Source organism: Halobacteria archaeon AArc-dxtr1 (assembly GCA_025517425.1).
Lineage (GTDB): Archaea > Halobacteriota > Halobacteria > Halobacteriales > Natrialbaceae > Halostagnicola.
The window spans coordinates 350227-364669 of record JAOPJY010000001.1 but is presented as its reverse complement, the minus strand read 5'-3'; the positions used below and the strand labels follow the sequence as shown (position 1 = coordinate 364669).

Sequence of the window (14443 nt, the reverse complement as noted above, 5' to 3'; positions counted from 1 at the left end):
ACCCGAATCGATGGGCGTGTCGTGTTTAAGCGTGTCGTTTCAGCGTTGGCGCGAGTTAGACCAACACACGCTCTAGATCGACGACGACGCCGCTGTCACCCTCGGGTTCCCCGACGTGTTCGCCCAGACAGACCGCGGCGCCATTTGGCGTATAACAGGCGACGAGTGTTCCGGACTCGACGTCGTCGGCCTCCAGAACGCCCGGTGCGTACACCGGAGCTCCATTTGCGACTTCGCTGGCTGCACTGGGAGCGATTACGACCGATGGAAGATGGTCGAGGATGCGCTCTGCAGGTTTGACGATCTGCCGGAGCGGGTCGGGATCGTCGTCTTCGACCCAGAACGCAAGCGCGTCCAGCAGTTCGTAGGGGGTGCACAACGAGGCGTCGTCGAACGGATCGGTTGCCGTCCGGCGAAGGTGGCCCATGTGGCCGCCGGTTCCCAGCGCCAGCCCGAGATCGTGACACAGTTTGCGGACGTAGGTTCCGCTCTCGCAGCGAATCCGGAGGAGGAGGCGGCGCTCCTCGGCTTCGAGAACGGTCAGTTCGTGTATCGTCCGCACGCGGAGGCGCCTGGAGACGGCGCTCTTTCGGGGGGGTTTCTGGTAGATCGGCCCCTCGAACTCGGCGACGATCGATTCGGCGTCTGCGGGAACCGGGCCGTGACACTCGAGTACCGCGACGTACTCCTTCTGTCCCTCTAGAAACGCCTGTGCCAGCCGCGTCGCGTCGCCGAGCATTACCGGAAGACAGCCGGTCACTTTCGGATCGAGGGTGCCGGCGTGGGCGGCTCGATCGATCGTCGTGTCGGCATTGTGATCGGCGAGCGCGTCGGCAACAGCATCGCGGAGCCAGCCGCTCAGTTGGTGTGAGGACGGTCCCGGTGGCTTGTCGATGTTGGCGACGCCAAACGAGAGCAACGCGGCGGGAGACCGTTCCTCGGGTGGAGCGCGCAGAGTCATCGAACTAGAACTCGTAGTCGACTTCGAGGGGCGTCTTTCCCTCGTCGCCATCGGATTCGTACTCGTCGACGGCCGTAAGGAGCATATCGAGGACTGCGTCGGGATCCCACCGCGAGGTGTTCACCGAGAGGTCATAGATCGTCAGATCACGGATATCGATCCCGTAGTACTCCTGATAGCGTTGTGCCTCGCTGGCTTCACGAGCCTGCGTCTCCTCGGTTGCCCGCTGGGGATCTTTCTCCTCGCGCTCGGCGATTCGCTGTCCGCGGACGTGCGCCGGCGCGTCGAGCCAGAACCGGAAGTCGGCCTGGTCGCCAGCGAGCCAGCCTGCGAGTCGCGACTCGAGGACCAGTCCGTCGCGCTCGACGGCAATTTCGCGGAGTCGACGATCGAGATCGTGGTCGATCTGGTCGTTTTCCTCCGCGAGTTTGTTGAACTCGAGTGGCGTGTAGCCACGCTCGTCTGCGAGCTCGCGAAAGATGTCGCCGCCGCTGACGTGATCTAAATCGAACGCATCTGCCAATAGCCCCGCGGTTGTACTCTTCCCGCTTCCCGGCGGGCCGGAGACGGTCAGTAACATATCCCACCTCCTCGCCGGCGCGTAAAATGGGTTTTGAATCGGGTTAGCTGCCCGATGGCGTCATATCGATGTTGAGCGCCTTTCGTAGCAGTTGACCGAACCCCATCGAGCAGAGGAAGTACCAGATAATCCAGGCGAAGATCGGTCCGACGAGCGAGCTCTCCCAGGCGACTTCACCAGCGATGGGCATGACGACGTACTGCTCGGCGCCGGTGAGGTTCGGAACCTTCCAGTACATCCAGAGGAACAGCGGGATGGTAAAGAGCATGATCCAGACCATCGGCCGGAACTGCTCTTTGAACATGCCCAGATTGTCGGCCATCGCCTCCATCTGCTCCTCGCGGACCTCCTTCTCTTCCTGTTCGAGGCGCTCGAGTTCGGCCTCGCTGGCGTCGCGCTCTTCGGCTGCTTTCTTGCGCTCTCGAACGTCCTTTTGCTTTTCTTGCATAGCCTTCATCCGATCTTGGTATTTGGCCATGCGTTCGCGGTTCGTCAGATTGGCCTGGAGGAGCGTCGAGTAGAGACCGGTTAGCAACGCGACGACGATAATTACGGCGTAAAACGGCAGCGCCGCGTCAAGCGGTGCAAAGATCAGGTCAATTGTCGAGCCAACCGTTTCTCGAACCGAATCCAGCCAGTAGCCGACCATCAGCAGTACGGAACCGACTGCCGCCATCTTGTCCCACTGAGACCACTTCGACGCCTCCTCGTCGATGTCGAGTTCCGGGACCGTGATCGACGAACCGGTCTCACCGTCGCCGTCGAGGGCATCGTCGTAGGCCTCGCGGTCGGCGATTTCGAATCCGTCTTCGCCGTCGACAAGTACGCCCTTCTCGATCAGCCGACCCCACTGGCCGCTGGTGAGGTCGTCGCGGACGTCCGACCACTCGACTTCACCGCCGTTTTGGTCGGCCGCCTCGCGGATCGACTCGAGGGAATCTACCATCGAGCCGTCCTCGCGGACGAGCGCGTCGATCTTCTCAGCTGTGCGCGTCATCTAGCCGCAGATAGTCGCGTGTGGTATACAAGTGTTTTTCTTCGGGTACGTGGCGCCGGCGGCCACGCACTCGCGAGGATTACTCGACTGCAGCCTCGATCGTCTCGCGAACGTCCTCCCACACTGCGTCGGGTGACTGTTCGCCGTCGACTCGTTCGAGAACGCCGCGATCTTCGTAGAGTTCGACGACTGGCTGGGTGTTCTCACGGTAGACCCGCAGTCGCTCTCTGACCGTCTCCTCGGTGTCGTCGTCGCGCTGGACGAGTCGCTCCTCGACCTCGGGGTCTTCTGGCGGATTGTACTCGAGGTGATAGATGTCGCCGGTCTCTGGATCGAGACGGCGGCCGGTAATCCGACCAACAAGTTCCTCCTCGCTGACGTCGAGCATGAGTGCGACGTCGAGGTCGGTCATCTCTGTGAGTTCTTCAGCCTGTTCGTCGTTTCGCGGATAACCATCGAGGACGAAGCCGTCGGCCTGGGAGAGCGCTTCGTCGACGATCGCGTTGACGACCTCGTCGGGAACCAGCTCGCCGCGGTCCATGTACTCGCGAGGCGTATCGTACTCGAGACCGAGGTCCGAGATGTCCATGTCTTTGTTCGCGCGTAACGCGTCACCTGTGGTGATATGTTCGACGTCGTACTCGGATTCGATATTCGCGCTTTGTGTGCCCTTTCCTGCACCGGGCGCTCCAAGGATCAGGATTCGTGGGTCTGTCATACGACGGCGTTTGCTGGCAGCGCATAAAGGCTTAAAGAAACGGATCGCCCCGCGATGCGAATCGATCCGAGCGGATCGACTCGAAGGGGAGGCTACTCGATTCGCAGGTCGCCTTGCTCCTCACTCCCCTCCTCGCCGTCGTCCCACTCGAGTTCGAACTCGACACTCAGCTCGTCGGGTCCGCCGGAACTCGAGGTTTCGCGTTCGGCTTTGATTTCGAACGTGGGTCGCGCAGGCGGGGTGAGCGTCACCGAATCCGAACCCGCCTCGAGAGTCAGCTCATTCGACTCTTCGAGCGTGTCAGCGACCGTTCGAAGGTACGCAGCGATCTCCTGTCGGTCCATTCCGCGCTCGAATTTAAAGAGGATCTCTTCGGGCATACAGCCACATTGGAGAGCGAGCATATAGAGCGTGTCGGTGAACGGTACCGTTTCGATTGACGACGAATACGACGTCACCGAGACGCCCCGTATATACGCTACTACCGAGAGTAATACAGTACTACCAACACGAACGGAGTCACGGCTGGGTTACCAACAGAGTTACCAGTCTGTTAGCGCCGTTCCACGGCCGGCAAGAACGATAGAAAAAAGACCCACCAGTCGAACGAAGAAGTGACGGAAGACGCTGGGACACGATGTGCCCGACCTGCCGGAGGCCCGGCACAGAGGTCGGACGGGGTTGGGCCGTTTCCAAATACATAAGTGCACCCAGCAAGCACCGTCCGACATATACCCAACAGAGGTGAATACGATCTACATCCCATTCCCAGTCCCGATGCAGGTAGACACACGAGTCGACGTGTTCGAGGAGATCTTCCTCGTGTTCCTCGGACTCGGTACGCTCGTAGGCGTCATCGTCGTGGCATACACGATGTACAACGCGTACAAGTACCGTGATGATGGTACGCGCGACGCCGACGATCTACCGACACTCGGAGAACTTCCGACAGGCGGTGGTAGCGGCAAGAAACTGTTCGTCTCGTTCTTCCTGAGCGCGATCGTGGTGATCTCGCTCATCGTCTGGACGTACGGCATGTTACTGTACGTCGAGGACGGCCCGGACGAGCTAGACGAAGATGCGATCGAGATCGACGTGGAGGCAGCGGCGTTCTTCTTCGCGTACGAATACGACAACGGTATCGAGCAAGGGCCGAGTGACCCACTGGTCGTTCCGGCCGGTGAACCGGTCGCAGTCTCGGTAACCTCGTCAGACGTCTGGCACACGTTCGGCATCACCCAAGAACGGGTGAAAGCCGACGCAATCCCCGGCGAGGTCGACGAAACGTGGTTCGCCGCCGAAGATCCAGGTGAGTACGAAGACGCAGTCGAGTGCTTCGAACTCTGTGGCGCTGGACACTCGTCAATGCAAGACGACCTCCACGTCCTCGAGGACATGGATGCCTACGATGCCTGGGTCGCCGAGCAACTCACGCTCAACATCTCGGTCATGGCCGAAGAGGAGGTTGAAGCTGAAGACGACGAAGACGAGACGGAGATTGAGGAAGTGCCGTATGACGGTGGCTTCACGCTCGAACTCGAGTACGCAGACGACGCCGACGTCTACAGCAACACCTTCACCGAGGAGGACGTCGAGGATGAGAGCGTTACCGTCGAAGACATCGAGCAGGGTGGCACGTACGACGTGGTCATCACGCCGGATGACGACGCGTACGAGACTCAGGAAACCTCGATCAGCCACACTGGCTCTGACGGCGGTGTCGAGGAGACGATTACACTCGAACTCGAAGAAGAAGATGATGATGAAAATGACGAGGAGGGTGAGAACTAATGGGTGATCTGCCCCCGAAGCGGTCGATCAAGCGCTGGCTCGTTACCACGAACCACAAGGACGTCGGAATTCTGTATTTAGCGACAGCATTGTTCTTCCTCGTCCTCGGTGGGGTTCTGGCACTCGTCTTCCGCGCCCATCTCTGGGAGAGCGGCGGAACCGGACTGCTCAGCGACAATCTGTTCAACCAGGCCGTCTCGACACACGGCCTCTTGATGGTCTTCTGGTTCCTCTCGCCGGTCGCGTCCGGCTTCGCGAACTACTTCGTTCCACTGCAGATCGGAGCCAAAGACCTTGCGTTCCCGCGACTGAACGCCATGAGTTACTGGTTCTACCTGTTCTCAGGGCTGCTGTTCATGCTCTCGTTCTTCATGGGCGGCTCGTTCGCCGGCGGATGGACGATGTACGCACCGCTGAACGTGCCGACGTACACACCGGCAATGGAGGCGACAACCGGTGGTACCGCGGTGGTGTTGGCGTTAGCGATGTTCGTCATCTCCATTACTATGGGGACGATCAACTTCCTCGTCACCATCCACCGGTCGCGTGCTGAAGGGCTCGGCCTCTGGAACGTACCACTGTTCACCTGGTCGTGGCTGCTCACCGTCTGGATGATGCTGTTCGCGTTCGCCGCGCTGCTGGCAGCTGGCCTGCTGCTCGCGGTCGACCGGGTCATGCTGACCCAGTACTTCGCGACCGATCAGGGGTCGGGACTGCTGTGGGCCCACCTGTTCTGGTTCTTCGGCCACCCAGAGGTGTACATCGTCTTCTTCCCCGCGCTGGGGATCATGTTCGAGACGTTCCAGACGTTTACTGGACGACGACTGGTCGGCCGCAAGTGGGTTATCATCTCGATGGTCCTCGTAGCCGTTCAGTCGTTCCTCGTCTGGATGCACCACATGTTCCTGACGACGATCAACTTAGAGATCAAGACGCTGATGATGGCGACGACCATCGGGATCTCACTACCGTTCGACCTGATGGTCTTCGCGCTAATCTACACGCTGGTCAAGGGGCGCGTCCGGTTTACGACGCCGTTCCTGTTCAGCCTCGGCGCGCTCGTGCTGTTCATCTTGGGCGGCATTACCGGGGTCTTCCTCGGCGCCGTCGTACTGGACTACGAGTTCCGTGGCACCTACTGGGTCGTCGCACACTTCCACTACGTGATGGTCTCCGGTGTAACCGCGCTGGTTGCCGGCCTCTACTACTGGTGGCCAAAGATTACCGGAAAGATGTACTCCGAGCGACTCGGAAAGCTCAACTTCGCGGTCTACTTCATCGGGTTCAACCTGCTTTACTTCCCGATGTTCCTCGCCTGGGAGACGCCGCGGCGCGTCTTCCACTACGAAGGAGGCATGCAGATCTACCACCAGATCGCGACCGTCGGCGCGTTCGTGCTGGCGCTGTCGTTTGCGATCATGTTCGCGACGTTCGCCCACAGTTACCTGTACGGGCCACGCGCGCCCGACAACCCGTGGGAGTTCTCGCGTACAGCAGAGTGGGCGATCCCGTCCCCGCCACCGCTTGACAACTGGGACGGTCGACCCACCTACGCGAGCGGTTCGCTCGAGTTCGTCGACGATTCGAAGGCTACCACCGATGGCGGCTACGAGACCGCCACCGACGGCGGCGTCACGGCTGACGAGACTGCAGCTGGAACTCACCACCAGGATGACGAAGAACACGCCGACCACGCGAGCATCTGGCCGCTTGGCATCGGTATCGGGACGTTCGTGTTCTTCCTCGGCCTGAGTGGACTCACGCCGTACGTCGCAGACTTCGTCCAGTCGGCCGTCGAGGAGGACGGGGCGCTGTTCTACGGCGATACGCTACCGGATGCCGGCGATCCGACCGTCTGGTTCGACCTGATTCACGTCTATCCGACACTCACGGTGATCGGTCTCGGCATTATGGCGTACACGCTGTTCAAGTTCGGCGTCGAGCAGTTCGAGGCGCCCACGATGGCGGTCGCCGAGCGTTGGCCGTTCGAGGGTGTCGGAAACACCAAGATGGGTGTCTGGGTGTTCCTGGCATCTGACGTCGTTGTCTTCGGTGCAATCATCGGCGGCTTCGTCTTCCTCCGACTGCACATGGGCTGGTCGGAGTGGGAGACGATTCCGTTCGCGTCCTGGCCGGGACTGCTCAACACCTACGTGTTGCTCACCTCGAGCTTCACGGTTATCCTCGCGCTCGTGATGGCCCAGCGCGGTAACAAGAAGGGGCTGCTCGCGACCCTCGGCGCGACGATGCTGCTGGGGCTCGTGTTCATGGGCGTCAAGGCCTACGAGTACGCCGTGAAGTTCAGCGACGGCGAGTACTGGTTCAGCGGAATCGAGTACTCCGTCTACTTCGTCACGACCGGCCTACACGCCTTACACGTGATTCTCGGGCTCATCGTCGCCGGGTTCATGCTCTATCGCATCGTCTCGATCGACGCCTATCTCGAGGACCACCGACCAGTGGAGTTCTTCGGACTCTACTGGCACTTCGTCGACATCGTGTGGGTCTTCCTCTTCCCACTGTTCTACCTGATGTAGGCGGCTTTTCCGGCCGATTTTCTTCTGCGATTCGAATCACTCACCGACCAGCAGTCTGTAATGACTGCGTATCCACTACACCGACAGTACAACCGCTAGAAGACTCCGTCGGACGGCATGAGGAAGGTATAAGTGCCTCTCAGACACAAGCTACTATCAATGTCGAGTGTACGGACCTACACAATCATATACGTCGTGTTGCTCGTACTGGGTACTGCGAAGTTCGTGTTCTTTATGGACGAACTGAATCTCGCCTACGAGATCGCAATCGGGGCGACACTACTGCTTGCAGTGGCCAAATCCCTACTCATCGCGGGCTTCTACCAGCACCTCATCGAAGAGCCGCGGTCGATCACGTACATGATGGCGACCGCGGTCTTCATGGTGTTCTTGCTCACCGTCGCCGCAGGCTTCTCGATCCAGTAACTCGGTTGTTCGTCGCGTCTTCGTCTTTCATCTCCACACATGAACGATGGGTGGTAGCATGCAACATGCCTATTGAGCCTGGCGGCTAACACTACGTATGAACGAAATCGTCGTCTCACTGGACGAGACGGCTGCACTGGAGTTACACACGGTCGATGTTGGCGTTTCGGACGGTACGATTGCCTTCGCCGTTGAGGGAATCGTCCGCAACGTCGACGACGAAATTTTGGAGGCACTCACAGAGGAGTCAGTTAGGCCATCAGAGATTCGCTTTGCCGTTTCGGGATAGGAACCAGTTGTTGGTAGTAGCACGGCTTCTTTATTCCGAGTGGGTCGTGGAACTCGCGTTCGGTACAGAGGAACCTCTTTTCGCCTCGAGAGCGCTTCGCGCACCACTCGGCGAAAACCCGTTCATGTCGTCAGAACGCCGTGCGTTCTGACTGCTAATCAGAACCGCTTGCGGTTCTGATGATGCCAAAAAGCCGGTCTCGCTCCGCTCGGCCGGTGAATCGCGCTCACTACCGGGGTCCTTCGGACCGCTCGTTCGCGCGAATGCTCGTGTTCAACTCGCGCGTATGTAGACACCAGCAGTGGTCATCCTGACGGCGTCGAGGTCATCGCATCAGAGCCGACTCTGCATCTAATTGGAGCTCGATCCGGCTGTGTTGGGCCACAGTTAACAGAGTTCGACAGGGGAACACCCGGGACCACTCGCAAACAGCTCACTACTCACCTAATGCCATTTCTCGCCGACAAACAAGTCTGGTCATCGTCGCAGCGACTCGGTCTGTCGGACACATCGACGAGCTCCCAAGCGCTTGCAGTCAATTCCCCTGAGCGATCACAGACGGTATCTCCGGACGTCAGACACCGGTAAGAGTGATACGAAAGGGTAGGTAACCGTCTCGACGAAGCTGTATCTACGCGCGATACCGACGAGTGTCCATTAGAAGACGGTATGGAACACGGCAGAGCAGGAGAACACGTCTTATTGAGAGAACGGTGGGGATCATCTCTTTGCCAGTAGAGGTACGTGTGGCACTCGCTACGGGCGTTGAAGAACAGAAGAAATCGGAACGGGTCGGGTTGCGTAACTGACCTACTCCCGACCGAACATCTGGCGCATCATCGGATGCATTTCCATCATCTGCTCCTCGGCGATCTCCTCGTACAGTTTGTACGTGATGGAGACGGCGAGCAGCAGTCCGGTCCCGTCGACCGCACCGATGGTGCCTAGCATGTTCGCCCAGACGGCGAGCAAGCCGACTAAGGCGCCACCGATGACGGTCACCTGCGGGATGTACCGCTCCATGACCTTCTCGATGACGCCGACGTTCTGTCGGAAGCCGGGGATCTGCATTCCCGAGTTCTGGATCTGCCGTGCCGTTGCGTCGGGACCCATGTTGGTGGTCTCGACCCAGAAGATGGCGAAGATCGCACCACCGACGACCATGAACGTGAGGTCAACGCTGACGCGGATCATTACCATCCACCAGTCCTGGGTGACGCCGGCAGTCCACCACATCCAGTCTTCCGGCGCGTAGATGGGTGCGGTGTAGTAGAAGAACCCACTTACGGGTTCTCCCTCGGCATAGTTCCCAAGCCAGGCCGGCATCCCGGCCCACTGCTCGTTCAAGATCTGACCCATGAACTGCACGTTCGCCTGCACTGCACGAACGAGGATCATTGGCAGGACGCTCGCGTAGATGAGCTTGACGGGGAATCGCCCCCGGGCGCCCTTGACGCGGGCGTGGCTGAGCGGGATCTCGACGCGGACGGACTCCGCGTAGACGACGATCGCGAAGATCAGGATCGTCGTCAGCAGGGCGATGATGTGGCCCTCCTCTAACAGCAGGGTGTAGAGCCCGTCACCGCCGACGATCGAGCCCACGGCCACGCTACCGGTGATGATCTGGAACCAGTCGTAGAAGAACCCGCCAGCCTCGGGCTGGATGAACCCGGTGACGAGCCGCTGGCTCACACCAGCGATGATGAACAGCCCGATCCCGCTACCGATCCCCCACTTACTGACGACCTCGTCCATGTAGAGGATCAAGATGCCTCCCAGGAAGATCTGGAAGAACATCAGCAGCTGTATCTCGGACTGTCCGAAACTCATTCCGCCGAGTGCGAGCGACTGCTGCGCTGGCAGGAAGCCGCCGGCGAACACCATCGGGAGCGCCGTCAGCGCTGTCATGATGATGACGAGCAGCTTCTGGAGTCCCTGGTAGAGGACCTGGTCACGCGGGTCGTCGGTGTCGAGTCCGAGCAGGTTCGCGCCGCCGAGCAACTGCATGACGATGCTCGCGGTGACGATCGGTCCGATACCGACCTGCATCAGCGAGCCATGCTCGCCTGCGAGGACCGATCGGAAGTTTCCGAAGAGGTCCTCCCCACCTGCCGCGCCGAGCAGGTCGATGTTCGTCAGGAAGAAGTACAACACGAGAATGCCCGCTGTCCACGCCAGCTTGCGCTTGAAGGGAACGTGTCCCTCTGGACGCTTGACTGCGGGCATCCGCGTCAGGACCGGTTCGGCGGCTTCCTTCCATCCCATATATTTATTCGTCTACTGTCTCGTCGTCGTCGCTCGGTTCGTCGTCTTCGTCGTCTTCGGCTCGCTCGGAGAGGGCGGCCTCGCCGCCTGCAGCCTCGAGCTTTTCGCGAGCAGCGTCAGTGAACGCATCGGCGGTCACCGACAGCTCGTTGCGGACCTGGCCGTTGCCGAGGACTTTGACTGTGTCGACCTCGTGGCCGTCTTCAACGACGTCTCGAGCGTCGATCTCGTAGCCGTCTCCCGACTCCTCGGCGAGCCCCTCGGCGGCATACAGGATCGCGTCCTCGTCTAGCTTCTGGACGTCGATCTCCGCGACCGTCTCGCGGATGTCCTGGGGGCGCTTGAAGCCGTGTTTCTCGCGCGATTCGTAGTTGTGGAACTCGTGTTTGTCGCGTCCCGCCTTGCCGCGTCCGCCACGGTGGCCGGCACCGCGTCGATTCTTGTGGGTGCCGCCGCTGTGGGTCCGCGAGCCGCGCTGACGTCGTTTTTTGCTCGTCATGGTTAGCGCATCGATTCTAGGAGGGCGTTAATTTCCTCCGTTGTATGTTTTCCGAGTTGGCCGCCTTCGATGGCGGCGTGTTTGATACCCTCGTGACCGCCGCGTGGCGGGTGCAGTCGAAGCGTCGGGGAGAGTCCCTGCTCGCGCAGGGTCGTCTCCTCGTCGAGGAGCGCTGTCGCGAGCGCACCGAAGTCGTCGTAGTCGGTGTTCTCGGCGAGCCACTCCTCGTCGACGTCTGCCTGACGTCCTTCGAGGGGCTCTGCTCGTTTTTCCAGCAGCGTCTCGAGGACCTCCTGACTCGGCTCGCCGAACGCGACGAAGTCGTTGACCTTCGTGATCATGCCGCGGTAGGCGTCGGTCTCAGGGACCAGCGCTGCGTGGTTGACGTTGTGGATGTTGAGCATCGACAGCGTATCGTCGACGCCCTCCTGTCGGTTGACCTCGCCGCGGATCTGGACGATCGCCTTCATTGTTCTGGCACCTCCTCACCGCCCTGGAACTGGGGCTGGCGGGACTGCGAGGCGTTCTCTAAGGCGTTGAACGTCGCCTTCGCCAGGTTCACCGTCGTTCGGGTGTTCCCGTGGCTCTTCGTCCAGACGTTCTCGAGTCCGGCGAGTTCGAGCACCGCACGGACGGTGTCGCTGGCTGCGAGTCCGAGCCCTTCAGGAGCCGGGATAAGCTCGACTTCGACCGAGCCCGCCTTCCCTGTCGTCTGTCGGGTCAGCGAGTGCGGTCGGTCCGAGCGGTCCTCCCAGGAACCCGAGCCGCGGGGAACCTGGATGATGTTCAGCTTCGCGATACCAATCGCCTTCTGGATGGCGGAGCCGACCTGGTCGTCTCGACCCTCGGCGTAGCCGACGAAGCCGTCGCGGTTGCCGACGGCACAGACGCAGCGGAACTTCACGCGGCGTCCGGAGTCGGTCATGCGCTGGACCATGTTGATGTCCAGCACTTCGTCGTCCAGTCCGGGGAGGAGCTGGTCGACGATTTCGGGTTCCTTGAGCGGAAGTCCGGAGTCAAGGGCAGCCTGCATCGTGTCGATTTCGCCCTCCTGGACCATCCGGCCGAGACGAGTGACCGGCTGCCAGCCGTCGTTGTAGTCGTTACCACTCATTCTAGAATCGCCTCTCGTACCTCATCGAAGTGTTCTGGGAGTTCGGTCGCGTCGAACTCGCTGTACAGCGGCTCGTCTAACTGGTCGGCGTACTCGGCGATGTGCTCGCCGCGGGTACGCGACCAGTCTGCAAGCACGCTGTCGTTGTGCGGAATCTCGAGTCCGGCGTCGATGGCTCCCTCCTGGACGGCGAACACTTTGTTGCCAGGTGTGGCGGTGTTCAGGCCGATGTCCAGGACGGCCTCTTCGAGACCGGCCTCGACGGCGCGCTGGCCGGCCAGCAGGCCGGTCAGGTACGCCGCGGAAATGTTGCTCGTGGGTGCGTCCCAGCCGTACTCCTCGAGATCGCTCGAATGTGCGCTCGCGAGCGTCTCGTCGCCCTGGGGTCCGGGAGAGATCAGCTGCGCCGTGGTGTGCTTGTTGCTCTTTCGAGCGACGAGACGGGGCTTACCCGACTTCAGCAGGCGCAACCTCTGGTGGTAGTCCGTCCGGACCTCGCGGCGACGACGCATCGGAACTTTGTATCGTGGTCCTGTCGCCATCACTGGTCACCGTAGTTGTCGTCGACGTAGTTCAGCAGGTACCGGACGCTTCGGAACTCCCCACCGCCAGCCTTCTTGTAGAGCTCGCGGTACTGCGTGGGCGTCAGCTCGCCCTGGTCGCGGAGTTCGCGCAGCTTCCGGCGCTGTGCGCGGATCGTGTTCTGCCACTGTTCTTTCTCGTTCTGGCGGGCGCCCTTCTTACCGCGGCGCTTGCCCGGCCCCTTCTGGTGGCCGTACGCACGCTTCTTGTTGCGTTCGCGGGCGCGACCGCGAGAGTTACCGCGGGCGTCTTCGGCCTGAATGAGGCCGTCGTCGACGAGGTCGCGGATCTCCTCTCGGGTGATCGCCTGGGCAATGTCGCCCTGGGCGTCGGGATCGAGCCAGATGCGGTTCTGACCGACGTCTAAGACGTCGGCTGCGAGTCGCTTCTGTGCTGTGAGATCAGTCATCTGATTCCACCTCGACTTCCTCGTAGGTCGGGTTCAGGACGCGAACGCCCTGCTCCTCGGCTGCCTCCTCGATGCGCTCGCGCTTTCGCGCGCCGACCGCGGAGGCGATGCGGACTGCTTCGCGGTCGCCGTCGACGCCTTCTATGTCGTCGACGGTCTCCACGTAGACTTCCTCGAAGCCGCTGGGATGTTTCCCGCGGACGGCTGTGGGAGTTCGGTAGCCGGCTGCGACCTTCGGGCCCTTGCCCTTCACGCCGCGGCGCTGCTTCGAGAGCCCGCCACGGGGTCGTCGCCAGGATTCCGGCGTCCGCTTTTTCTTGTGGTAGTCCTGTCGCTTGAACTGCGGTTTGCCCTCGGCCTTGCGGCGGGCGAGCAGTCGCTGCTCGTCCTCGGAGAGCTCGGGCGTCTTCTCGGTCAGCCCGCGGGCCTGCAGCTCCGTCTCGACGTCCTCGGCCGGCTCTTCTTCGTCGGCGTCTTCGTCTTCGATCTCGGCTTCGGTCTCCTCGGAGACTTCGAGATCGCCGACGTCGGCTTTGATACGCGCAGCGAGGGCGTTACCGATACCGTCTGCCTCGGCCAGTTCGTCCTGGTCGGCCTCCTTGACGTCCGTGATGGACTCGAAGCCGGCCTCTCGAAGCGCCTCCGCCTTGCTGGCGCCGACGCCACTGATATCCTCGAGTTCCTCGGGACCGTCCTCGGCCGGAGCGTCTTCAGATTCGTGTTCGTCGTCTGCCATCTATCAGGCACCTCCGGTTGCGGGTTTTCGGGTGATGTAGACCCCGTCTTGGAAGACGCGGGTGTCCTTACCCTTGACCTTCGTCAGCTGTTCGATGTCGGCGGCGGTCTGGCCAACGTGCTCTTTGTTCGGACCAGAGAGCGTCAGCGCCTCGCCGTCGACGGCGACCTCGGTGTCGCCGTGGATAGTCGTTCGTCGCGGTGCCTTCTCGCCGAGGAAGTTCTCGATGACGACGTCGTCGCCCTCGACGGTCACCTGCATCGGGAAGTGAGAGTAGAAGACTTCCATCTCGTACTCCCAGCCCTCGGTGACGCCGTGGAAGGCGTTTCGCACGTGGCTCTCGAAGGTGCCGACGGTCGCGTTCGTCTTCGCGTCCTCGGCGTCGCTTTCGATGACCACGGTGTCGTCTTCGACCTCGACGGTCACGTTCGGGTACCAGAGGCGGCGGCTAACGCTGCCTTCGGGGCCCTCGACGGTGACGTCGAGATGGTCGACCTCGACGGATACGGATTCGGGAATTTCCAGTTCGATTCGCATGG

The 14443-nt window shown here is 61.1% G+C and carries 17 protein-coding genes; 4 read left to right on the top strand and 13 right to left on the bottom strand.

From position 1 onward, the window contains the following. Positions 1-55: 55 nt before the first annotated feature. The 5 genes from OB905_01905 to OB905_01885 all read right to left on the bottom strand — a co-directional run bounded on the left by OB905_01905 (position 56) and on the right by OB905_01885 (position 3636). Positions 56-961, bottom strand: a complete 906-nt coding sequence (locus tag OB905_01905; GenBank protein ID MCU4924739.1) for an RNA-guided pseudouridylation complex pseudouridine synthase subunit Cbf5 — start codon at positions 959-961, stop codon at positions 56-58. A 4-nt stretch (positions 962-965) separates the two neighbouring features. After that, positions 966-1541 carry an AAA family ATPase gene (locus OB905_01900; GenBank protein MCU4924738.1) on the bottom strand — a complete coding sequence of 192 codons (576 nt, stop codon included), beginning with the start codon at positions 1539-1541 and terminating at the stop codon, positions 966-968. Between the two features lie 43 nt (positions 1542-1584). After that, positions 1585-2538, bottom strand: coding sequence for a DUF106 domain-containing protein (locus tag OB905_01895; GenBank protein ID MCU4924737.1), 954 nt, complete (start codon positions 2536-2538; stop codon positions 1585-1587). A gap of 79 nt (positions 2539-2617) precedes the next feature. Beyond that, the gene (locus OB905_01890; protein ID MCU4924736.1) at positions 2618-3256 is read right to left on the bottom strand and encodes an adenylate kinase; all 639 of its coding nucleotides are present in this window, start codon (positions 3254-3256) and stop codon (positions 2618-2620) included. A gap of 92 nt (positions 3257-3348) precedes the next feature. Further along, positions 3349-3636: an amphi-Trp domain-containing protein gene (locus OB905_01885; GenBank protein ID MCU4924735.1), complete on the bottom strand. Its 288-nt coding sequence runs from the start codon at positions 3634-3636 to the stop codon at positions 3349-3351. A 397-nt stretch (positions 3637-4033) separates the two neighbouring features. On the opposite strand from OB905_01885, the gene coxB reads away from it, so the two are divergent. From coxB to OB905_01865, 4 genes are all read left to right on the top strand, one after another. Continuing rightward, positions 4034-5047, top strand: coding sequence for a cytochrome c oxidase subunit II (gene coxB, locus OB905_01880; GenBank protein MCU4924734.1), 1014 nt, complete (start codon positions 4034-4036; stop codon positions 5045-5047). Continuing rightward, the gene (locus OB905_01875; GenBank protein ID MCU4924733.1) at positions 5047-7584 is read left to right on the top strand and encodes a cbb3-type cytochrome c oxidase subunit I; all 2538 of its coding nucleotides are present in this window, start codon (positions 5047-5049) and stop codon (positions 7582-7584) included. The genes coxB and OB905_01875 overlap by 1 nt, the downstream gene beginning before the upstream one ends. Before the next feature lie 159 nt (positions 7585-7743). Further along, positions 7744-8010, top strand: coding sequence for a cytochrome C oxidase subunit IV family protein (locus OB905_01870; protein ID MCU4924732.1), 267 nt, complete (start codon positions 7744-7746; stop codon positions 8008-8010). Between the two features lie 97 nt (positions 8011-8107). Further along, a complete protein-coding gene (locus OB905_01865) occupies positions 8108-8299 on the top strand; it encodes a hypothetical protein (GenBank protein ID MCU4924731.1) in 192 nt (63 codons plus the stop codon). Positions 8300-9109: 810 nt separating this feature from the next. On the opposite strand, the gene secY is transcribed toward OB905_01865, so the two are convergent. From secY to OB905_01825, 8 genes are read right to left on the bottom strand one after another with little or no spacing between them, the layout of a single operon-like run. After that, complete coding sequence (gene secY / locus OB905_01860) at positions 9110-10564, bottom strand: preprotein translocase subunit SecY (protein MCU4924730.1); 1455 nt, start codon at positions 10562-10564, stop codon at positions 9110-9112. Between the two features lie 4 nt (positions 10565-10568). Next, positions 10569-11063 (bottom strand): 50S ribosomal protein L15, encoded by a 495-nt coding sequence (locus tag OB905_01855; protein MCU4924729.1) that lies wholly within the window; start codon positions 11061-11063, stop codon positions 10569-10571. A 2-nt stretch (positions 11064-11065) separates the two neighbouring features. Further along, complete coding sequence (locus tag OB905_01850; GenBank protein MCU4924728.1) at positions 11066-11533, bottom strand: 50S ribosomal protein L30; 468 nt, start codon at positions 11531-11533, stop codon at positions 11066-11068. Continuing rightward, entirely contained in the window at positions 11530-12177 is a 648-nt protein-coding gene (locus OB905_01845; GenBank protein MCU4924727.1) for a 30S ribosomal protein S5, read from the bottom strand. Before OB905_01845 ends, OB905_01850 begins: the two co-directional genes overlap by 4 nt. Further along, positions 12174-12719 (bottom strand): 50S ribosomal protein L18, encoded by a 546-nt coding sequence (locus OB905_01840; protein MCU4924726.1) that lies wholly within the window; start codon positions 12717-12719, stop codon positions 12174-12176. Before OB905_01840 ends, OB905_01845 begins: the two co-directional genes overlap by 4 nt. Continuing rightward, positions 12719-13168, bottom strand: coding sequence for a 50S ribosomal protein L19e (locus OB905_01835; protein MCU4924725.1), 450 nt, complete (start codon positions 13166-13168; stop codon positions 12719-12721). Before OB905_01835 ends, OB905_01840 begins: the two co-directional genes overlap by 1 nt. Then, a complete protein-coding gene (locus OB905_01830; protein ID MCU4924724.1) occupies positions 13161-13904 on the bottom strand; it encodes a 50S ribosomal protein L32e in 744 nt (247 codons plus the stop codon). Before OB905_01830 ends, OB905_01835 begins: the two co-directional genes overlap by 8 nt. A 3-nt stretch (positions 13905-13907) precedes the next feature. After that, positions 13908-14441 carry a 50S ribosomal protein L6 gene (locus tag OB905_01825; protein MCU4924723.1) on the bottom strand — a complete coding sequence of 178 codons (534 nt, stop codon included), beginning with the start codon at positions 14439-14441 and terminating at the stop codon, positions 13908-13910. Positions 14442-14443: the final 2 nt, after the last annotated feature.